General features: G+C 44.7%; 18 protein-coding genes. 4 read left to right on the top strand and 14 right to left on the bottom strand.

All coding sequences use genetic code 11. The annotated features are described in order from the left end of the window. Positions 1-22 precede the first annotated feature (22 nt). The 4 genes from DMI82_RS10295 to DMI82_RS10310 form a co-directional block, all read right to left on the bottom strand. Positions 23-1,972 (bottom strand): NAD(+) synthase, encoded by a 1,950-nt coding sequence (locus tag DMI82_RS10295; RefSeq protein WP_110103233.1) that lies wholly within the window; start codon positions 1,970-1,972, stop codon positions 23-25. A 19-nt stretch (positions 1,973-1,991) separates the two neighbouring features. Further along, positions 1,992-2,873: an Hsp33 family molecular chaperone HslO gene (hslO, locus tag DMI82_RS10300; RefSeq protein ID WP_110103234.1), complete on the bottom strand. Its 882-nt coding sequence runs from the start codon at positions 2,871-2,873 to the stop codon at positions 1,992-1,994. A 17-nt stretch (positions 2,874-2,890) separates the two neighbouring features. Beyond that, entirely contained in the window at positions 2,891-3,664 is a 774-nt protein-coding gene (locus DMI82_RS10305) for a class I SAM-dependent DNA methyltransferase (protein ID WP_110103252.1), read from the bottom strand. 176 nt (positions 3,665-3,840) lie between these two features. Next, positions 3,841-4,971, bottom strand: coding sequence for a hypothetical protein (locus DMI82_RS10310; protein ID WP_059086908.1), 1,131 nt, complete (start codon positions 4,969-4,971; stop codon positions 3,841-3,843). A 443-nt stretch (positions 4,972-5,414) separates the two neighbouring features. Here DMI82_RS10310 and DMI82_RS10315 point away from each other — a divergent pair, with 443 nt between their 5' ends. Together DMI82_RS10315 and DMI82_RS10320 are read left to right on the top strand one after the other, a co-directional pair. Further along, entirely contained in the window at positions 5,415-5,978 is a 564-nt protein-coding gene (locus DMI82_RS10315) for an ECF transporter S component (RefSeq protein WP_022426584.1), read from the top strand. 48 nt (positions 5,979-6,026) lie between these two features. Beyond that, the gene (locus DMI82_RS10320) at positions 6,027-7,157 is read left to right on the top strand and encodes a pyridoxal-phosphate-dependent aminotransferase family protein (protein ID WP_110103235.1); all 1,131 of its coding nucleotides are present in this window, start codon (positions 6,027-6,029) and stop codon (positions 7,155-7,157) included. 90 nt (positions 7,158-7,247) lie between these two features. Here the strand turns inward: DMI82_RS10320 and DMI82_RS10325 are convergent, their stop codons facing one another. The 3 genes from DMI82_RS10325 to DMI82_RS10335 form a co-directional block, all read right to left on the bottom strand. After that, the gene (locus tag DMI82_RS10325; protein ID WP_092068387.1) at positions 7,248-8,069 is read right to left on the bottom strand and encodes a carbohydrate ABC transporter permease; all 822 of its coding nucleotides are present in this window, start codon (positions 8,067-8,069) and stop codon (positions 7,248-7,250) included. Then, positions 8,069-8,950: a carbohydrate ABC transporter permease gene (locus DMI82_RS10330; RefSeq protein WP_242981829.1), complete on the bottom strand. Its 882-nt coding sequence runs from the start codon at positions 8,948-8,950 to the stop codon at positions 8,069-8,071. The genes DMI82_RS10325 and DMI82_RS10330 overlap by 1 nt, the downstream gene beginning before the upstream one ends. Positions 8,951-9,034: 84 nt before the next feature. Next, positions 9,035-10,360, bottom strand: a complete 1,326-nt coding sequence (locus DMI82_RS10335; RefSeq protein WP_015527223.1) for an ABC transporter substrate-binding protein — start codon at positions 10,358-10,360, stop codon at positions 9,035-9,037. A gap of 285 nt (positions 10,361-10,645) precedes the next feature. Here DMI82_RS10335 and DMI82_RS10340 point away from each other — a divergent pair, with 285 nt between their 5' ends. Next, positions 10,646-12,448, top strand: coding sequence for a sensor histidine kinase (locus DMI82_RS10340; protein WP_110103236.1), 1,803 nt, complete (start codon positions 10,646-10,648; stop codon positions 12,446-12,448). A gap of 4 nt (positions 12,449-12,452) precedes the next feature. Further along, positions 12,453-13,220, top strand: coding sequence for a response regulator transcription factor (locus tag DMI82_RS10345; protein WP_092068395.1), 768 nt, complete (start codon positions 12,453-12,455; stop codon positions 13,218-13,220). A gap of 98 nt (positions 13,221-13,318) precedes the next feature. Here the strand turns inward: DMI82_RS10345 and DMI82_RS10350 are convergent, their stop codons facing one another. From DMI82_RS10350 to DMI82_RS10380, 7 genes are all read right to left on the bottom strand, one after another. Continuing rightward, a complete protein-coding gene (locus tag DMI82_RS10350; protein WP_092068398.1) occupies positions 13,319-15,421 on the bottom strand; it encodes a HelD family protein in 2,103 nt (700 codons plus the stop codon). Between the two features lie 5 nt (positions 15,422-15,426). After that, the gene (locus DMI82_RS10355; RefSeq protein WP_015527228.1) at positions 15,427-15,747 is read right to left on the bottom strand and encodes a putative heavy metal-binding protein; all 321 of its coding nucleotides are present in this window, start codon (positions 15,745-15,747) and stop codon (positions 15,427-15,429) included. 156 nt (positions 15,748-15,903) lie between these two features. Then, positions 15,904-18,273, bottom strand: a complete 2,370-nt coding sequence (locus DMI82_RS10360; RefSeq protein WP_110103237.1) for a glycoside hydrolase family 31 protein — start codon at positions 18,271-18,273, stop codon at positions 15,904-15,906. A 172-nt stretch (positions 18,274-18,445) separates the two neighbouring features. After that, on the bottom strand, positions 18,446-19,315 hold the full coding sequence (locus tag DMI82_RS10365) for an AraC family transcriptional regulator (RefSeq protein WP_110103238.1): 870 nt from the start codon (positions 19,313-19,315) through the stop codon (positions 18,446-18,448). A 104-nt stretch (positions 19,316-19,419) separates the two neighbouring features. Next, positions 19,420-19,713: a hypothetical protein gene (locus DMI82_RS10370; protein ID WP_110103239.1), complete on the bottom strand. Its 294-nt coding sequence runs from the start codon at positions 19,711-19,713 to the stop codon at positions 19,420-19,422. Positions 19,714-19,837: 124 nt separating this feature from the next. Beyond that, positions 19,838-20,989, bottom strand: a complete 1,152-nt coding sequence (locus tag DMI82_RS10375) for an aminotransferase class V-fold PLP-dependent enzyme (protein WP_110103240.1) — start codon at positions 20,987-20,989, stop codon at positions 19,838-19,840. Positions 20,990-20,993: 4 nt separating this feature from the next. Then, positions 20,994-22,361, bottom strand: a complete 1,368-nt coding sequence (locus tag DMI82_RS10380) for a hypothetical protein (protein ID WP_092068733.1) — start codon at positions 22,359-22,361, stop codon at positions 20,994-20,996. Between the last annotated feature and the right edge of the window lie 359 nt (positions 22,362-22,720).

The following is a 22,720-nucleotide window of genomic DNA, read 5'->3' on the forward strand; positions in this document are numbered from 1 at the left end:
CTCTCCGCTTTGCGATCTACATTCAGATTTCAATCTTCTCCAGCACATCCTGCCAGATCCTTGCACTTGCATCACTTGGCATTCTGAGATCTCCTCTTGGAGAAAGTGCCACGCTACCTACCTTCGGGCCATCCGGCAGACAGGAACGCTTGAACTGCTGGGCAAAAAATCTCCGATAGAAGGTTTTCAGCCATTTCAGGATCGTCTCTTTATCATAAATCCCATCAAAGGTCAGGCAGGCAAGCCTGTAGATCTTATCCGGTGTAAATCCTGCACGCAGCATGTAATACAGATAAAAATCATGAAGCTCATAAGGTCCTACCAGATCCTCCGTCTTCTGGGCGATCTTGCCATCCTTAGGAGGAAGAAGCTCCGGGCTTACCGGAGTATCCAGGATATCCAGAAGAACCTCCTTCAGTTCCTCATCTCCGCAGGTATCCGCATAATAACGTACCAAATGACGTACCAGTGTCTTCGGGACAGAAGCATTTACACCATACATGGACATGTGATCGCCATTATAGGTTGCCCAGCCAAGAGCCAGCTCGGAAAGGTCTCCGGTTCCCACAAGAACACCGCCTTCCTTGTTTGCCGTATCCATCAGGATCTGCGTACGCTCACGTGCCTGGCTGTTCTCATACGTCACATCGTGGATCTCCGGATCATGTCCGATATCCCGGAAATGGATATTTACCGCCTCTTTAATATTTACCTCGGTAAGCCTTGCACCAAGGCAGCGGCTTAACTTGCAGGCATTCTGATAGGTTCTGTCTGTGGTTCCAAAGCATGGCATGGTCACACAGTGGATCTGTTCTCTCGGCATTTCCATCCGGTCAAAGGCACGTGCCATTACAAGAAGCGCCAGGGTAGAATCCAGTCCTCCGGAAAGTCCTACTACCGCACTCCTGCTGTGGATATGCTCCATACGTTTCTTAAGTCCCATAGCCTGGATGTTCAGGATCTCCTCGCAGCGCTCATCACGCTCTTCCTTCACAGACGGAACGAAGGGATACTGTGGATATTTTCTGGTAAGTCTTGTTTCCTCCTCTGCTACGGAAAAATCAACTCTTGTATGACTGCAGGTAGAAACTGCCGGATACGTGGACATTCTTCTTCTCTCATCAGCCAGTCTCTGCACATCAATCTCACTGTAAATGATGCCGTTCTCAAAGCGTCTGCTTTCCGCAAGCATGGAACCGTTCTCTGCGATCATATTCTGTCCGCCAAACACGAGATCCTGGGTAGACTCCCCTTCCCCTGCACTGGCATAAATATATCCGCAGATCAGTCGTGCTGACTGCCCGCTTATCAGAGTTCTCCGGTAGGAATCCTTACCTACCATCTCATCACTGGCAGAAAGATTAACGATGATATGCGCACCGTTGACGGCATGACGGATACTTGGCGGCGCAGGGACCCAGAGATCCTCACAAAGCTCTGCTGCAACGGTGAATTCCGGAAATTCCTTACATTCAAAGATCAGCTCTGTTCCAAAAGGAATTTCATCCCAGAACTCATCCTCCTCATTTTTCTCGCACTTCAGGAAGTCCACAAATTCCACATCTTCTTCCTCTGCACCTGCAAACTGTCTCTGCTCATAAAACTCATTATAATTCGGAATATGCGTCTTCGGCACAAATCCCACGATACGGCCATGATTCAGAGCTGCTGCCACATTATAGAGCTTGCCTCTGTGACGCAGCGGGAGTCCCACAAAGATCAGGGCGTCCGTCTCCCTTGTCTCCTCTGCAATATGCAGAAGCTCATCCCACGCACTGTCCAGAAGACATCTCTGGAGAAAAAGATCGTGACAGGTATATCCTGTGATACAAAATTCCGGAAATACCATCAGCTTGACATGTTCCTTTTCCATTTCATGAATGGCCTTCAGGATTTCCTCTCCGTTTGCCTTGCAGTCTGCAACGGTAACTCTCGGCGTTGCCGCTGCCACCTTGATAAAACCATGCTTCATTTTTTCTTCCTCCCGAGTTTTATCGCTTGCACTCTCTTATGATCCTCTTAAGATCTTCCACGGTAAAATTATAATTCTTATTGCAGAAATGGCAGTTCGTCTCAATGTCCTTGCCTTCCTGGATCATCTCGTTAAGTTCTTTTCTTCCGATGCTGATCAGCGCTTTTTCCACACGCTCTCTGCAGCAGTTGCAATGGAACTGTGTGGGCAGTGTATCATTGATCTCTATGTCAAAGCCTTCCAGTACTTTTTCAAGAAGACTTTCCGGTGTGTGCCCCTGCTCCAGAAGATTGGTAACAGAATCGATCTTTGATACGTTTTCCTCAAGCTTTGCGATCACCTCTTCCTCTGCAAAAGGCATCAGCTGTACAATAAAGCCTCCCGCCTGACGGACTGTATTATCCTTATTCATCAGCACACCCAGTCCTACCGCAGACGGAACCTGCTCGCTGGTTGCAAAATAATAGGTGAGATCTTCTGCGATCTCGCTGGTCTGAAGAGCAACCTGTCCCACATATGGCTCTTTCAGTCCCATATCCTTGATCACATCCATAAAGCCTACGCCGACAGCTCCCGCAACATCCAGCTTGCCTTTGCTGTTTGCCGGGATACATACATCCGGATTCCCCACATAGCCCTTTACATTTCCGTGAGAATCTGCAGTTACTGTGATTCCCTGCAGTGGTCCGCCTGCATGGATCCGAAGTGTAAGGAGATCCTTTTCCCCTTTCATCATAGCTCCCATCATGGCACCGCCGGTAAGGAGACGTCCCAGTGCCGCTGTTGCCACCGGACTGGTGTTATGATTCTTTCTCGCTGTCTCCACCATATCGGTTGTAACAGCCGCAAATGCACGGATCTGGCTGTTTGCCGCTGTTGCTCTTACAATATAATCACTCATATAAAAAATTTCCTCCTTTATTTCTTGTCTGACGGAATTTCCTTTCCATGTTCTCTGGCCACAAAAGTCAGTCTTCCGCTGTCCGGCTTCGGTGCATCCTTGGTGTATGCGTCATAAACCGCCAGCGGGATCAGGCCTGCCTTTTCAAGAAGTTCCCTTACTTTCTCCGGATCATAGGCCTTCTGGTAGTGAATTTCCTCGTCTCTCTCATAAAGACCATCTTCTCTCGGAAGAAACAGAGTCAGATCATACACATTGATCCCGGTCTCCTCATCAAATTCATTTTCCCAGATAAAGCTTCCCTCTTCCCGATTCTCTGCAATAGTCGTATTTCCAAGCATTTCCCGGTATTTATACGGGGTGTTCATATCAAATATGAAAATTCCATCCGGATCAAGATAATTGTTCACCAGTTTAAATACAGTAAGCAGATCATCCTCCTCTGTGATGTAATTCATACAGTCACAGACGCTGACGACAGCACGTACCGTTCCATAAAGTTCAAACTCCCGCATATCCTGTTCCAGATAAAGGATCTCATGACCGGATTCTGCACGTTTTTCCATGGCTTCGCCAAGCATTTCCTCAGAGTTATCCACACCGATCATATCATACCCGGACTCAGCCAGAAGCTCTGTCATCACTCCGGTCCCACAGCCAAGTTCCAGCACGATCCCATCTTCAATTCCGTATTCTTTAAGACTTCCTATAAGATATTCCGCCCATTTTTCATATTCCACATTGTCCATGAAAATGTCATAAACTCTGGCGAAATCACTGTATGCTTCCATAAAAACCTCCAAATATTTTCCGGGCGTTCCATCGCCCGCAGCGTTCACATTATACCATGTCTTCCTGTATAAGTATACGCCTCTGACATAATATGACACAAAAAATCCGGGACCGCAGCCACAAAAGCTGTGATCCCGGAATTCTTATCTAACCGAATCTCCTGCTGCTCCAGGCTTTACTGTACAGGCATATAGTATACGTCTGCAGCCTCACCGTGCCAGTAGAAGCTTGTTCCATCCTCTTCATATACATCACAGTCATACTGAGAAGAGAAGGTGAAACGGTTTCCTTCGTTATCCATCCATGCACCGTTTCCGTCCGGAACGATAACACGTGGTTTACCATCGGAGTTTCTGTAAATAGTTCTTGTCTCATCTGTGTTGCCAAGCTGCTCATCTGTAAATCCGCCATTTACGATAGCACCGGAGGAGCTGCTGTCAGTGGATGCAGTTCCATTGGAAGAACCATCAGATGTACTGCTTCCGTCTGTAGATGTTCCGTCAGATGCTGCACTTCCGTCTGTAGATGTGCTTCCGTCGGCAGCTGTAGTTCCATCTGCTGCTCCGTCAGAAGAAGCTGCTGCATTACCATCTGCAGATGCACTTCCGTCAGAGGAAGCTGCTGCATTACCTTTACCGGCAGTCTTGGCTGCGGAACCATTTGCCGCACTCTTCAGAGTGGAATCACCAAGGATTGCAAAGCTGTCGACAGACTCCTGAACCTTTTTCAGAGCATCCTCTTTTTTAACAGATGCCACAAGGCTGTAATACTCACTGTCATTTACAAAGTATTTGTTGATAGCATATACATAACCGTCACTCTTGGTCGTATCCTTATATTTCACAGTATAGGAATAAATGTTGATTCCGTCTTTCTGATCTGCCTTGTAATCCTGGATCTCAAAATCGGTTCCATTTACCATGTTCTCTGCCTGTGTCATGGAAACTGCCATATCCTGGGAGTTCGGGATCACTGCAGATTCCAGATCTGCACCGGAGCCGTGAAGGATCAGGATCCTGCCCTGGTCCGGAGACTCGAAGCTTACCATATCTGTCTCATCGGACTTGTTGGCCCAGGTTGCATCTGGAAGCTTGATCGCTACGGATTTATCCTTGGATGTATAGGTTGTATTCTGTGCGTCTGCTGCAACAGTCGGTGTAACCTTCGCTTTTTTCGCCGGTGTCGGAGTAGGAGTAGACTCCACAACCACGCTGTCCTCTTTTCCTCCTCCGAAACTACATGCCGTCATGACACCAGAAAGAGCAACAGTCATAGCTAAAAGTGCAATAAATTTTTTATTCTTCATAGTATCCTCCTCATAATCATCATCAGTCACAAAGTGTGTCCGGAATATTCACTCCTGAACACACTCTTTGCTATAGTTTACGATTTTATTACAGCTTTGTCAATTGATTTCTCCCTGTACTTTATGAATATCCTGTAAGCAGATATCCTGCTCCGTACAGGATTTTTCTAACATTATAATTTTCCCAGATATACCTATCTTATTCTCTTCTTATGCTGATCCTGTATTTCCCGTTTTACGCCTTCATTACGAAAGTTCTGGTTTATTCCCCACCAAGTAAGCCTCCTGTTTTAATGACAAATATCTCCTTAAATCTGTCCCCTCTTTTTTTTCTATAATTGTGTCTTTATTCATGTACACTCATGTTGTAAAGTATACCCAACCAAAAATATATGAAAAGAGGACATCCATACATCGATGTTTTCGGGAAAGGATCTATCACTATGGAAAAAGCAGTTCAGACATCTCAGAGAACTGACCAGGAGCTTTCATCTGTTCAGTTTCTCACCATTACAGCCGCATTTGTTGCACTGACTTATATCTTCACCGCATTTATTAATGTTAAGCTTCCGATCGCAGCCAACGGCGGACTGATCCACCTTGGAAATGTGCCGTTATTCATCGGTGCCATTTTATTTGGAAAGAAAACCGGAGCCATTGCCGGTGGGATCGGAATGGGTCTCTTTGACCTTCTCTCCGGATGGACCCTGTGGGCACCATTTACTCTGATTATTGTTGGGATCATGGGCTTCACAGTAGGTAAGCTCACAGAAGATCCCCGGCATCAGAACATGAAATGGTATGTGATCGCCATTGCCGCAGCCTGCGTGATCAAGGTTGCAGGATACTACCTTGCAGAGGTTATCATCTATGGAAATCCACTGGCACCGGTATCTTCCATCCCGGGAAACCTGGTCCAGATCGGTGTTGCAGCTGTCATCGTTCTCGTAGTGATCACACCATTAAACCTTGCAGCAAGAAAAACCGGATTAAAAAAACAGCTGTAACAGCTGCCGTAATTTGCGGAAATAATATAAAGATCAAGAGGTGAGCTTATGTATAAGATCATGACACCGGGACCTACACAGGTCGCAGAAAATGTCCGTCTGGCAAGAAGCATGGAATGCACAAATCCGGATCTGGACGAAGATTTTGTCGAATTTTATAAAGAAACCTGCGAGAAGATCAGCTCTCTTCTCCATACCTCCAACGAAACTCTCATCTTAAGCGGTGAGGGTATCCTTGGACTGGAGGCTGCCATTGCTTCCATGACTGAGCCCGGAGATAAGGTTCTTGTTCTGGACAATGGTATCTACGGAAAAGGCTTTGCCGATTTTGTTTCCATGTACGGCGGCAGACCGGAGCTTTATACCAGAGATTATCAGAACACTCTCGATGTAAAGGAACTGGAAGCCTTCCTTGCGGATAACCATGACTACAAATATGCAACCGTAGTACACGGTGATACTCCAAGTGGCATGCTCAACGATGTATCTGCCATCTGCCCGCTTCTTAAAAAATACGGGATCCTTACCGTTGTAGATTCTGTCTCCGCTTCCTTCGGCGAGCCTCTGAACATTGATGCATGCCAGATCGATATCATGTGCGGCGGATCACAGAAGGTGGTATCTGCACCTCCGGGACTTACCTTTGTTGTAGTCAGCAGTGATGCAAAGAAGGCAATGACTGAAAGAAAGGCACCCATTGCTTCTTTCTACGCAAATCTCACAACCTTCACACATTATTATGAAGAAAAATGGTTTCCATATACCATGCCGATCAGCGATATCTATGGTCTGCGGGCTGCTATTGACAACATTGCCGATGATCCTGGAATCCTTACACGCCACGCCAAAATCGCCGCAGCCTCCCGAAATGCCATTACAGGCGCAGGCCTGAACCTTTACCTGCACAGCGGATATTCCAGTACAGTTACTGTTTTTGAAGTACCGGAGGGCACAACAGCCGAAGCGATCCTTGAGGGAGTAAAAAAAGACTACAACATTATGCTGGCAGGTTCCTTCGATGTCCTGGCTGGCAAAGTGATCCGCATCGGACATATGGGAAACAACGCTACATTCTATAATGTAAGAGAAGTTTTCGCAGCCCTAGACGGAACTTTACGCAGGCTTAGCGTTCCACTTAAGGCTTCCATGGAGGATATCTTCTGCAAAAACATGCAGTAATTTCTGAGATTTCAATAGTAAAAAGCACTGTAAGATGAATCCAACTTTTCATCTCGCAGTGCTTTTTTATAATTCTTATAATATTTTTCTTTATTCTTTTACCGCACCGGATGTCATACCACCTACGATGTATTTCTGGCCGATCATGTAAACAATGATAACCGGGATACAGGTAAGTACGATATCAGCAAAAATATAGTTCCAGTAACTCTTGTTCTTTCCGAAGAACTGATATACAGCCATTGTCATCGGGAAGAGACGGCTCTTGCTTGACAGATACAAAGGTGTGAGGAAATCGCTCCATACTGTCATGAACTGAAGGATAAAACATGTTACCATAGTTGGTTTCAGAAGCGGCATGATGATCTTGAAGAACAGGCTTAACGGGCCTGCGCCGTCGATAACAGCAGCCTCGTCCAGCTCAACCGGGACAGAGATTACGAAGTTACGGATGGTAAATACACAGAACGGAATCATTGCACTGGTAAATACCATGATAATGCCAACTCTTGTATCGTTCAGGTGCAGTGTACTGAGTACACGTACCAATGTTACATAGTTGACCGGGAAGAACAGTCCGCAAAGTACAAAGTAATACAGGAATACATTCAATTTTGTTCTCTTACGGCACATAACAAATGCAGCCATGGAGCAAAGTACAACGCCAAGTGTTGTAGCGATCAGCGCATATGCAAAACTGTTCAGGAATCCCTGGATCAGACTTCCTTTTTCAATAACCTCAGAGTAGTTGGAAAATACCCACTCTGTAGGAAGTGCCAGACTCATTCTGGCTGCCTCTGCTTTTGTCTTAAAAGAGTTGATCAATACCATATAAAATGGAAGCACGACACATAAGCAAAGCAGGATACATACAACATGTTTTAATAAATTCTGAATTCTTTTTTTTGCCATTACTGCTGTACCTCCTGTTTACTCAATGTCTTAACAATAAATACACCTATGATCGCTGTAATTACAAGAAGAACAGTATTCAATGCAGAAGACATTCCATACTGGCCTCTGGAATAGAGCTGGAATGCATAAGTTGTAAGAACCTCTGTTGCATGTCCAGGGCCACCGTTTGTAAGTACATAAACAATATCGAATACTTTCAGACCATATGTAATACCAAATACAAGGTTGATCATGATAGCACCACTCAGCATCGGAAGTGTTACATACCGAAGTCTCTGCCAGAAGTTTGCACCGTCAATCTGTGCAGCCTCATAATAAGATTTCGGAATCGTATTCAGACCTGCAAGAAAGATAGTCATAACATAACCAATACCTCGCCATGCATCTACACCATAGATGGATTTCCATACAATAGCCAGATCAGACAGCCATTTCTGTTTGAAAATTCCAAGATGGAATACATCAAGAAGTGTGTTTAAAAGTCCGTTATTATAATTCAGGATGGATTTAAATACAAGACCAATGATTACAAAAGGCAGAATAGACGGCAGGTAGAGCAATGTTCTGTAAAGCCCTTTGCCTTTAAGTCCCTCCTGAAGCATAATCGCGATCAGAAGAGCCGGGATCAGCTTAACGATGTTGGAAATGATAGTAAACTTCAATGTATTGCCAATACCGCTCAGATAAGACTTATCTGATGTAAAAATCTCAGCAAAATTCTGCAGTCCCACAAAATGAGTACCATTAAGAACACTTCTGGAGTTCCAGTCTGTAAAGGAGTAACCAACACCCATTACACTGGGAAGCAGGAAAAAAATGATATATAATGCCAACGGCAGTATCAGAAACCACTGTGGATAGATTCTCTTCTTATTCACAGAAAGCACCTCCTGTTTTAAGTTAAAACAGAGCCGGCAAATACCGGCTCTGCCTTCGGGTCAACTAGTTTTAAGTTCTGTTATTTATTTCCAGTTCTCGTCGCCTACAGTTTTTGCTGCCTCAGCACGGTTGGTATCCATATTCTTAAGAACATCGTTTGCTTCCATCTCGCCCTGGCAGAATGCAACCATATCCTGACCAAACTGTGTCCAGTAATCGTTTGTATATTTTGTACCTGTCTGAAGTGTTACAACAGCCTTCTTGTCATCCGGAACTGTTTTAAGGAACTCCTGCTCCTCCGGCAGCCAGTGCTGCTCAAGCTTGTCATCGTTAACGTCAAGGTTTGTGTATGCCGGAGAGTTGTCAAGAATTTCCTGAAGGCTCTCTGTTGTTGTAACGAAGTTGAAGAACTCTTTTACAAGATCCTCATGCTCTGTTCCCTTGTAACCAAACATTGTCGGGCCGGAGTTGCTGCTTGGATACCAGGTATTGTCGCCAAGTGGCTCAAGGAACATTCCAAACTCATCAGATGTGCCTGTGTCTTCCTGGATCTGTTTGATGAAACTGGAATTTGCAAGTGCCATTGCACAGTTTCTGTCACCAAATTCGTTGGACATGTTTGTACTGTCTGTTCCGATCCAGTCTTCTCCGAAGTATCCTGCATCAGAGAGTTCTTTGAACTCATTCAGAACTTCAAGCATCTTCTCGTTATCTGCAAATGTTGCTTTGTTTTCATTTAATTCGTCATAAAGACCAGGTGTTGCTTCTTCATAAACGCCGCCGATCTGGAAAAATGCCAGCTGATGCTGCCATCCATCTGCACCAGGCATGAACCAAGGTGTGATTCCTGCATCCTGGATCTTACCGCAGAGTTCTTTCAGCTCATCATATGTTGTCGGTACTTCCCAGCCGTTCTCTTCGAACAGTGTCTTGTTGTAAACCATTACATACTCCGGAGATGCGTTCCAGATCTGAAGTCCGTACAGTTTGTCATTGTATACGCAGGACTCTTTTCTTGTTTCCGGCATAACATTCTCCCAGGAAGCTCCTGTAAAGTCGATGCAGTATTTCTCAGGATCAACGATGGTAGATTCAATTGCAAACGGGTTGGACTGGATCCAGAAGATATCTGCACAGGAATCTGTAGCAAGTTTGGACTGAAGAAGATCTGAATACTGATCAGCCGGAATTGTCTGAAGGTCTACGGTAACATCGTAGGTATCCTCAAAACGTTTAATTGTCTCATCGTAACGATTGTCCATCCATCCTGCTGAAACCAGGATGCTGAGCTCCTCGCCTGCGAAATCGCTCTTCTCATCCGCTGCAGATACGTTCACTGCAAGTCCTGTCGTCATGGAAGCGATCATTGCTGCTGCACAGGCTACTGCCAGAAATCTCTTTCTTTTCATTAATGTTTCCTCCTTTTTTTGAACTGATTTTTCGTTCTCTCTTGATGATATTAGTTTATCATCTGATCATTTTAAAAGCCATGGATATTCCTGCCCTGTATTTGTACTTTTTTCACAGTTTATTATACTTTTTTCATATTTTCCGTAACTATACACAAGTTTCTATTGACATTTTCAAGCACTATTTCAGAATTACATTTTTACGGTTTGTACTTTTTTTACAAATGTGCTATACTTTTAGCCAATGTTTTGCACGACCATTTCACACACAGGGGGCTTACCAATATGAAAACACGCAGTCTGCAGTCCAAACTTTTTATCGCCTACCTTGGCATGACCTGCCTGATCCTTTTTTCTTTTGCCATATTCTTTTATGTTTTTGCATCCGGGCAGCTGAAGAAAAGCCAGATCAGTGCCATGAGCACCTTAAATTCCACATTTCAGTCCCAGGTAGACTCTGCAATCCAGAATCTTGACACTGTATCTGTAAACATCAATTACAGCAACATGTCGAAATCCGTTCTCGACCAGAAATTTGACCTTAATATTTCCGATGAAATGCTTTCTGCCATGTCCGATCTTTTTATCTCCTTAAGCGGCACTGAATTGAAAGCAGATCAGGTAAATCTTTATGATTTCTCCGGATATGTGCTCCAGGCCGGCCTTTCCACCATGGTCAAAAAAAGCGACGACTCTCATAATGAATGGATCCAGAAAGCCCGTGAAGCCAACGGAAAAAAAGTCCTGACAGCTCCTTACAGCACTTACGTCTATTCCAAATCTGCCCGCTATCCCCAGTGGTTCATCTCCCTGTACCGCTCCTTCACCAACCAGTACGGCCGTGGTGTCGGCGTGATTGAAACCGCCAAACAATGTAAATCCATCTTTAAGAGCATCATTTCCTATGAGAAAAAAAATCACGGAAATGCTGCCAGTGTCTATGTTTTCAATGAGTCCGGCGATCTTATCTATCCTTATGATATCACAGCCGACGATACCAATGATATTTCAAAATATTACAAACTTACTGATTCTGACCAGGATACCCTTACCGTACAGAGTCCCGTCACAGATCAGAAAGAATACGTCTCCAGACTGAATTCCGCATATACAGGCTACACTTATCTGACTATCCAGCCGGAATCTGTGATCCTTGCCCCTGTATACAAAATGCTGAAGATCCTTCTGGCTGTTGTTGCTGCTTTTCTTGCCGCAGCAGTAATCGTTTCCTACAGGCTTTCCCGTTCTGTAGTAAAACCGGTGAAACACCTGAAGCACATTATCCAGCGTATGGAAATGGACACTCTCGGCCAGGAAAAAGTCACTTCCTATCCGGTTTCCGTCAATGAACTGGAAGAACTGTATCAGGCATTCCAGCTGATGAGCGATAACCTAAAAGATTCCATGACTCAGCTTAACGAAGCCAAGGAGCAGGAAATGAAAGCACGCAGCATGGCTTTGCAGAGTCAGATTAATCCTCATTTTTATTACAACTCTCTTTCCAGCATTATGGTGCTTGCAGAAAACGGAGATACGGATACCGTGGAAAAAATGTGCCGCAATCTTTCCAGGATCATGCGTTATATTACCAATACTGCTGAAACAACTGTAACACTCCGCGAAGAGCTTGATTATGTCCAGAAATATCTCTACTGCATGAAGGTCCGCTACCAGTCCAGTCTGAATTATTCCATTGATGTGGATGAATCTCTTCTGGATCAGCCGGTTCCGAAGCTGATCATCCAGCCTATTGTGGAAAACGCTATCAAATATGGTTCTGACTGCGAACCGCCATGGACTATCACAATCAGCAGTACAATAAACCAAAACAGCTGGCAGATCGATGTTACAGACACCGGACCGGGATTCACTGAAAAAGCCAAGAAAAAAATAAATTCAGATATCATGAATGCCATTCGAAATCCCGGCATGCCTGCTTTGAAGATCAACGGTCTTGGCACTGTCAATGTATTTCTCCGCTGGAAACTCTTCTGCAAAGATGACATCATTTTCAGGTATGGAAATACAGCGGACGGCCACGGAATTGTTTCTATTGGACGGTATTTTCAGACAGATGCGGAGGAATAATACTATGAACTATACTGTTATTGTGGCAGAAGATGAAGAACTTCTTCTGAATAATCTGGTACATAAGATTGAAAAAGCAGATCCTGATTTTCAGGTGATCGGCACAGCACAGACAGGTGCACAGGCCCTCTCGCTGGTGGAACAGATGAGCCCGGATGTGGTATTTACGGATATCAAGATGCCCGTCATGGACGGAATCACCCTGCTCACCAGGATCCGTGATCAGTTTCCCTTTACGAAATTTGTGATCACCAGCGGATTTTCTGATTTTGAATACGCAAAAAAAGCCATCACGCTGAAGGTTTCTGATTACCTTCTGAAGCCTGTAGATCCGGACGAACTCCAAAATGTTCTCCTTAAGATCAAACAGGAACTTCAGATCAAACGTGATGACTACGAAACCGTATTCGCCCCAGGTGCTTCCTGCATGTCACCGGGACAGATTGCAGAGCTTCTCAAGAACTTCATGGTACAGAATTATGCAGAGGATATCAACCTGAACCTGATTGCAGGAACCATGAACTACAGTCCCAGCTACCTGACCAAAATCTTCTGTCAGGTCTATGACTGCACCCCTACCAAATATCTGATCAATCTCCGGATGAGCCATGCACAGAAGCTGCTGATCCATGAGCCTTCCCTTTCTGTAAAACAGATCGGTGAAATGTGCGGCTATCACGACCAGGGATATTTCAGCAGGATCTTTAAGAAACATACAGGGAAAAGCCCTCTGGAATATAAAGATGAGGGAGAGCGCCAGCAGATCAGTTAATAAATTTTCCAGGTATATATAAACAAAAAAGTCATTTCACGACGTCCGGTTATGCTCTGTTCCCAAAGCATCCGGCTTCTGAAATGACTTTTTATATTTTATTTCACAACTTCATACATATACAATTCATGAAGAGCTCTCGTCGCCGCAATATATCTCGCCCGCTCCACGATCGGACTTCGGTCTTCCCCAGGAAATACAGAAAATACTTGATCAAACTCCAGCCCCTTTGCCATGTAGAATGTTGTGACAGTCAGGCCTTTTTGGAAGTTTGTGCTGTCTCTGTGAAGAAGGGACAAACGCTCCTTGGTATCAAAGCCTTCTGCTTCCAGCTTCTCCTTCAGAATGTAGTAAGTTTCCCTTGCTTCATCTGCAGTTCTTGCGATCACTGCTGCTGTTTCATATGAAATAATATCTTCAACACCTTCATCTGCATTCTCAGCTATGACTGCCTGCTTCTCAAGCCGCAGCTCTCTCACTACGCTCTCCAGTGCCTCCTCAAGCCCCGGAAATTCTTTTTCCACAACAGGTTTTCCATGACGTTCAAAAAGCTCCACTTCCGTAATTCCCGCCAGTTTATTGGCATAAGACGCAATCTCAACAGTATTACGGTAGCTCTTGTTCATCACGATCCTGCGTATATCTTTTCCAAAGATCTTAGGCAGAAATGTCAGCACATCCTGTTGCTCGCCGTCCATAGTCTGTTCTCTGTCCCCAAGAATAGTCATCCTACATTTAAAGAGTCTCTGAATGATCAGATACTGGATCATGGAATAATCCTGCATCTCATCCACGATCAGATGGCGCACACCGGAATCCTCCTGCTGAGTTTCCAGCCGATATTTCAGATACAAAACCGGATACACATCCTCATAGCGCAGCTTTCTTTTTTCATACTGAACCTGTGGAAGAGAAGGAAAACCTTCCTGTCTCAGGAAACGGTTGTACAGCACATAGAGATCTCTTGTCTCATACATCCTGTAGAAACGGCTCTTCACAGCCTCCCTTTCCTCATCCGGAAGATCGAATCCCTTAAGAGTCTCCACCTCATCAATGAAATATTCTGCTACTGCATCCATTCTGGAAAGCAGCGGGATATCCATGAATTTAAAGTAAAAAAGCTCTATGATCTCCTGCTCTTTTTTAACCACGCCTCTGTGTTCCACATCACGGAAGTTCATAAGGCTGTCCTCAAGCTCCACCAGATATCCTTCCATACGATCCAGAAAATCCCGTGACAGTTTCTCTTTCAGAAGCTTTTCATCGCATAATCCTGCAATCTGACGCTCGATCAGATCATATCTGTCTTCACAGTCAGAAACAACATTTTTCAGTCTCTTGTATGCAAAAAGGTCAAAGCTCATCTCCCGGATATTCTCCTCGCCAAGCTCCGGCAGGATATGGGAAATATAGTCCGAGAACACCCCATTCGGTGAAAGCACCAGCACAGAAGAAGATTTCAGATTTTTCCTGTCATGATACAGGAGATAAGCGATCCTGTGCAGGGCAATGGAAGTCTTTCCGCTTCCTGCTGCTCCCTGGATCACCATGATACGATCCGAAGTGTTTCGGATGATCGCATTCTGCTCCTTCTGGATCGTGCGGATAATATTCTTCAGCTGTACATCACCGTTGCTTCCAAGCTCTGCCTTCAGGATCTCATCGTCGATCTTCACATCACTCTCAAACTCATAGATCATTTTTCCACCGCGGATCTTGTACTGCCACTTGGCAGCAATATCCCCGTGGATCTCGCCAAGCGGAGCCTGGTAGGAAGCCGGTCCCTTGTCAAAATCATAGAACAGTCCGGACACAGGTGCTCTCCAGTCATAGATCAGCGGAAGTCCGCCGTTCTCCTCAGCCAGGTTCGCAATTCCGATATAAAATATCTCCGGCTCATCTTCTCCTTCATAGCAGAAATCCACCCTTCCGAAAAACGGTGAATCCATCATCTTCCTGAATCTCCGACGCAGTTCGATCTTCTCATTGCTGGCATTGATCTCATGGAGAAGTGCCTGCTGGTTATCAAAATTCTCATATCCGTACTGGTCCATCTCTGTATAGTTTTCCCAGTAGTACTCATGCATACCTTCGATTTCTTTCTGTCCGGCCTCTATGGATTCATCCAGCTGTGCGATCCTGTGCTTTAATGACTCTGTCACATGTGAAAGGTATTCACGTCCGTTTTTTACCGCTGCCATAAGCCTTAATCCACCACTACAGCAGTTCCGCTTGCTGTTACCATCAGCATTCCATTATCTGCACCAAGCACTTCGTAGTCAATATCCACACCGATCACTGCATTAGCTCCCATTGCACCTGCACGCTGCTCCAGCTCTGCCAGGGCTTCTCCTCTGGCTTTCTGAAGTTCTTCCTCATAACCGGCGCTTCTGCCGCCAAAGAAATTCCGAAGACCTGCTCCAAGATCTTTCATAAAATTTACTCCTGTGATCACTTCTCCGAATGCGATTCCTTTATATTCACGGATTGCTCTTCCCTCTACAGATGGCGTTGTTGTTATGATCATGGTAAAATCCTCCCGTTTTTGTTGTTTTTTCTCAGGCATAAAAATGCCTTATTACAGAATTATACCCGAAAGCCGTCACGATGTATAGAGTAAAAAAAGGCTGCCCAAAGAGATGCCAGGCACCTTTTCAGACAGTCTTTCCTTATTATCGCTTATTTATTTTACAACTTCAGTCACATAGGAAACTTCTTCCATTCCCGGATAACTTCCCTGACGCCCGCCAACAGTCAGAGTTCCTGTTTTATCATCCCAGGTAAGCTCTGTTGTTGCATAAGCACCGTTTTCAAAATTGTAGTTATTTCCCTCATCCTCATAAATAGTGAACTTGCAGTCTTCACCTGGATATACCATAAGTTTCACCGACTCCTCAGGTTTCTGGGAAGCATATACAAGTCCCTCTGCAACAGGAAGGATACTTCCTGCTTTTACAAAGATCGGCATCCGGTCGATCGGAGCATCTACGGTTACGTACTGGCCGCCTTCATACTCCTTGTTTGTCCAGTAATCGTACCATTTCGTACCTGCCGGGAGATAGCATTTCCATGTTTTCTCTCTATGGAGCTCAGTACTCTCCGGTCCGTAATACATCGGCTCTGTAACAGCACAGATCAGAAGGGACGGTCCGAACATAAACTCATTCTCAACCTTGCGTGCTTCTTTATCCTCCGGGAAGTCAAAGAGAAGGCTTCTCATAATCGTATAATCATTAAAATGTACAGCACCTGCAAGGGAATAAATATACGGCATCAGATGATAACGGAGCTTGATAAACTTCTCGATGGCATCATAGAACATGGTTCCTTTTTCACCAAAGTTCCAGATTTCTCTTGGTGTATCAGTTCCATGGGAACGGAACATCGGAAGAAAGGTTCCCATCTCCAGCCATCTTGTATACAGCTCACAGTATCCTTTATCCTTCACACCTTCGTTATATTTGCCCTGCCAGAACCATTTCGGCTCCGGATCTGTGTTGCAGCCGCATCCACGGTTCTGCCACTTATCAGCAACTGTAAAGAAAGCGCCGATATCCAGTGTCCAGTATGGATATCCACTCAGTCCCATATTCAGGCCTTCCACGATCTGTGTCTTAAGATTATCCCAGGATGCACAGGTATCGCCTGACCACAACATTGCAGAATATTTCTGGCCGGAAGCATAGCCGGAACGTGTCAGGTTAAGAACTCGTTTCTCTTCTGTAGTTTTTCTCTGATTCTCATAAATTCCCTTTGCATGCATCAGTGCAAAAGCATTGGCAACAGCAGGATCCAGATATTTCTTGTGCTCACCGCCGACAAGCTCATATCTTTCCCATGGCTCTCTCTTTGCTGCACCACTCCAGTCAGGACCGGAAAACGGTTCTGTGGAATCGCACCACCAGGAATCAAAGCCCTGGTCAAAAAGTCCTTCCTGTGCCTGTTTCCAGTACATTTCTCTCGCTTCTTCATTAAAAGCATCATAAGTCGCATAATCATAAAGAAGATGACCAGTCTTAAAAAACTCTGTATGGTTCTTGCCGCCTGCATTCATATTCGGCCATACGGAAACCATGGTATGGGCATTCAGTTTGTGGATTTCCTCCGCACATTCTTTCATATCTCCGTAACGCTTCTGATCCAGGATCTTCTCGCCCCAGTTTCCAGGATCCCAGGTATTCCAGTCCTGTACCACACAGTCAAGCGGAACCCCGATCTTACGGTAGTGGCGAACAATCTCAAGAAGCTCTTTTGCCGTGTAATACTGCTCTTTGGACTGTACATAGCCATAAGCCCATTTCGGCAGCATCTGCGCCTTGCCTGTAAGATAACGGTAATCATGGATGATCTCATCCATAGTATGACCGCCCATAAAATAATAATCGATCTGATCTACAGTATCCAGAAACAGATAGGAATCTTTCAGATCATCATTAAAAGTCATAAGTGAACAGCAGTCAACAAGAATTCCATATCCTTCTGTGGAAACCAAAACCGGCATCGGGATACGCATGTTATGCTGATATAAGTACTGGCAGTGACCTCTGTAATTGTAAATACCTTCCTCTGCCTGGCCAAGCCCATGGATTTCCTCATCCTCTTTCCATGTGAAGAACAGTTTTCCACGATATGCTGTTCTTACTTTCTCAGCTTTCAGATTCTGGATAAAATTCCTCTCACCGTCAACTGTCTTTACACGGTTGATGATCGGCTCCTCATCGCCTGTATTATAGTGGATCACATCTGTTTCAGTCAGTTCCGGTTTCTTCTGGGAAAGCCACTTGCTTCCGTCTGCATGCTTCCAGATGATATCACCGGATGCAGTGTTGATCTCTGCACAAACTTTCACAGTTTTCACAATGATACTTCCTGCATTTTCCTCTGCTGAAAAATCAACCTCAGGATATTCTTTTTTCTCAATGATCAGGGAGTCCTGTGCCTCTTTGATCTCTTTTCCGGAAACGATCATGCGGATGATCTCCTCTGTCACCGGAACCACCCGGTATGTCAGCTTTCCTGCTTCAAACTGTACATAGCTATCTGTTTTAACCATAATTTCCCTTCTCCTTATCTGTCCGGTAAATCAGACATTAATATTCCGTTTCTGATATCGGAGCCTTTCTAATAAAAAAGCTCCGATATCAGGACAAAATTTCTTACTTTTATCCTAACATCGAAGCCTGATTTCCGTCTATGACTTATCCGCTCATGAATTTTAACTATTTTTACTGTTTCTTCTGCTTCTCATCTTTCGGCGGTTTCCCCACGTGTTTTTTGTAAAGTCTGTAAAAATTGGAAATATTATTAAATCCGCATTCCATGGCGATTTCCGTAACATTTTTATCTGTTTCCCGAAGAAGCTCACGCGCATGGTTGATCCTCATCCTTGTGACATAATCGCTGAAACTGATATTTGTCACCTTACGGAAATAAGAAGAAAAATAGTTGGAACTCATATATACGGAAGAAGCAACTTCTTCCAGAGTGATCTTCTCACAGTAATGATCATCTATGTAATTAAAAGCCTGCTCAAGACGCTTCATTGCATTTTTCTTCTCACGGAGCATTTCCCCTGACTTGCTCTTATCCTGATAAGCCCGGATCAGCATGGTAAGGATGCGAAGTACATTCGCCTTGATCATCAGCGGATAGCCTTCTTTTTTCTGCTGCCATTCGTGATAGATCTCCCAGATACTGGAACGGATCTCTCCGCTTACCTCTTCTTCCCTGCCGATACGGTTCTTAAAATTACTTCCTCTCTCAACAAAAGGCTTCAGATATTCCGTATCAAAAATACTCAGCTTTTCGGCCACGAATTCCGGTGAAAAGATCATCACAAGAAGCTTCATGTCTCCACCGATCAGCTTCCATCCATGAGGCTCCACATTATTGAAGATGATGATGTCATCTTCTTCCATTGTATATTCCTGCCCGTTTACAAAATAATTTCCCTTGCCCCCCAACACACAGGTGATCTCGAAATAGCTGTGCCAGTGATAACTTCCAGGCCGACTGTTCTCCGGTGTCAGTTCCACCTCTGAAATCTGAAAAGGAAATTCTTTGTCAAGGGGTATGTTGTCTCTCTCTAATCGCAAATTCTGCCTCCTGTAAACGCAGACACTGTCATCGCATCAGCTGTTTCCGGCAGGACCGGCAGCCTTTCCAGTGTCTTCTTACGCTCACAATATTATAGCAGATATTATTTTTCCATGCAATCTGTGATAGTTCGTTCTAACTCTTCCAGCTGATCTTCGTGCTTCCCATGGACAGCAATGCGGAAATAATCATTACCCTGAATTCCTTTTATCATATAGTAATCGCTGTCAATCTTAAAAAACGGCTGTTTCAGCATATCAAGATATGTGAATCCACCCAATGGTCTCAACTTCAGAATGAATTCCCGCTCTACCGGTTCATCCAGAAGATAATCCCAGGCAAACCAGCCGGATTCTGCACATTTTTCCCTGGAAGGCTGTTTTCCTATTATTTTCATAATCGTGTATTCCCCTTTCCTTTACAGGCAGATTTCCCGTGGATCTGCTGTCTGCCCTATATGACTGATTCCTGTGATCGTTCTTCGTAATACATCCGTATAAATTTGCTCTGTAACTTGCCTGCTAAATATTCCGTGCCACAGATGCTGCTATTTCCTTCGCAGCTCCTAAAAATTCCTTTATATCCTTCTCCTCCGTAAACCACGAAACACTTACTCTCACAGTTCCGCCCTCTTCTGTTCCCATTGCCTTATGGATCAATGGCGAACAGTGAAGCCCTGAACGGACAATGATCCCATATCCGCTTTCCAGAATATACGCGGCATCCGAAGCTTTCAGTCCCTGAAAATTCAGGCTCATCACAGGTCCTCTGCATACGTCATGGTTTCCGTAGATCCTTACACCCTCTATCTGCTCCAGACCACAATAAAGCATTTCCATCAGACGAGCTTCTTTTTCCATAATTGCCGCAAGTCCTGTCTGCTCAATAAACTCCGCCCCAGCCAGAAGTCCTGTGATTCCCGGCATGTTCTGAGTTCCTACCTCATACTCATAATCTTTGTTCTCGTAGGTAAGCTGTGCGCTGTTTCTTCCGGTTCCCCCATATTTCAGAGGCTTCAGCTCAATTCCGCTCCTGACATAAAATCCGCCGGTTCCCTGAATTCCCATCAGACTTTTGTGGCCTGTAAAAATAAGCGCATCTGCTTCCCATTTATCTGCATCAACAGGGATACAGCCAGCACTCTGCGACACATCCACGATCAGGATCAGTCCATGTCTCTTTACAAATTCCCGGATCATCTCCATATCCTGCACACAGCCTGTCACGTTGGAACAGTGGTTCACGATCAGCACACGGCTGTCCGGTCGTACTGCTGTTTCCAGGGCTTCTTCCGTCACTGTCCCGTTTATCGTACACTTCACTACCAGCACCGGATGTTCTCTCAGCTGTTCCAGATTATATACCGGACGTAGCACACTGTTATGCTCTGTCTGCGTTACCAGGATGCTACTGCCTTTTTCACCGTAGTCCAGCCCCCCAAGGACTGTATTCATGCTTTCTGTTGCCCCTGATGTAAAAAATATTCTCTCTGTTTCCCTGATTCCAAGGAGCTGTCCCAGTTTTTCCCGGCAAAGTACTTCCACATCTTTTTTCATGATCGAGCTGCCGCCCCGGAACTGCGAAGCAGGCGTGCCGCTAAGGCACGCCTGCACAGCTTCCAAAACAGCAGGGGGCTTCGGCCAGGAAGTTGCCCCGTTGTTCAGATATATCATCCAATCATCCTTCCAGAATATTGAAGTTCATAATTTTTGCAATCTTCTTGATCATCTTTGTGTAATCACCGAAGATCAGCACCTGATGATGTCCGAATCCTGCAAGATTGTGCATGAATTCTCTTGCATCGTCCATCTGGATGTAGTAGAACGGACTGCAGTATGTATCTGCATATTCAGAACGGATAACCTTGCCTTTCTTGATGCACATGGTATCGCCTGCCGGATTGAAACGTCCAAGTGTGATATAATCATCATCGTTCTCTGTGAAGTCAACCTGCAGTTTTCCACCGAATCCCTGGCCTGTGAATGCCCAGAGTTTGTATGCCAGCGGTTTTGTTCCATAACCGTTCATCTGAAGAGCCGGTACTGCATGGTGGATGCGGAGAAGCTCGTCTGTCTCGTGGTTCGGGTTACCCATGAATGCCGGACGTTTTCCGGCATACTGCATGATCAGCATGGCCATCAATGCGTTAAGGTCTTCCTCACATCCGCTTGGAATTCCCTCGTCTTTCATGATGGAATGACACATACATGGTGTGAATTTACGGTTCTGCGGGATTTCTGTTGTACAGAGCTCATGACATGCGGTTGAGAAAGCGTTGCAGTCATAAATATCCATCATCTTTTTGGCAGCCAGATAATATTTCACGTCATTGATAAACCAGTCTGTGTTTACCTGTGTATCGGTAGATCCTGCAATGATCTTATCTGCAATCGGTTTTGCTTCCTCATCTGTGATCTCATCCATATATTTGAAGATGGATGTAAATGGAAGCTTCACCACTTCAACTCCGTAACGCTGACGAAGGATCTCCGGATCACGGATCAGACTCTGGATTCCGAATGTAGGCTGAGATCCTGCTGTCAGTACAAGCGCCCTTGTATTGCGAACTGCTTTTCTTACCCAGAGAATATGCATGATCTCATTCACATCCTGAAGATCCATACATACATATGCCTCTACTCCGATGGAACGGCAGTATGCTGCAAAATCAATTCCTTCGTTTCCGTTCTGCCAGATAACGACCGGCTTTCCGAAACGCTCAAGCTTAGGAATTCTCCATCCCATGCAGAGGAAGCAATCGATCTCATCAACATCCTCTCCGATTTTTGCAAAAAGGTCTTTATCTACAACAAAAGACTCATTATAGCGGACATCCACAGGCTCCGTGAATTCTACCTCATCAATAACCCCTTGTAATCCCTTAACTGAATTTTTGAATGCCTCATCAGCTGCTTTTGTCTCAGCTTCAACAGTCATATCCTCTTTATGTCCGGCACGACATGGTCCCTCCCAGAAATGTGTATGTGTCAGACATCCAACCAACGGTTTTACTACAAGTTTCATATCCATTGCTTTCTGTTTCATAATAAAAATACCTCTCTTCTCTTTAACATTCCGCATTTTCCAGTTTGTAGTTTTTCCACACACTCGATATATCCTATTATACTGTATGAATCATGGAATTCCTCTTTATTCTTCCGAACAGACTGTACTTTCTTACGATTTTGTGCTATTTTCATATAATTTATATTATTATTCCCATCATTTTTATATGAATTATACAATATTTATTCACCACATTAACCTGAAAAAAATCCGCAAAAAAAGCACCGGAAACGTGGCCGATCCGTTTTTCGGATGGAAGTACATTTCCGGTGCTGTAATCCTGCCCAATACTCAGGTTATCTTATGCCTGAGCCTCTTTCAGCAAAGCAGACATTCGG

Source organism: Blautia sp. BCRC 81119 (genome assembly GCF_003184505.1).
In the GTDB taxonomy this organism is placed as follows: Bacteria; Bacillota; Clostridia; order Lachnospirales; family Lachnospiraceae; genus Blautia_A; species Blautia_A fusiformis.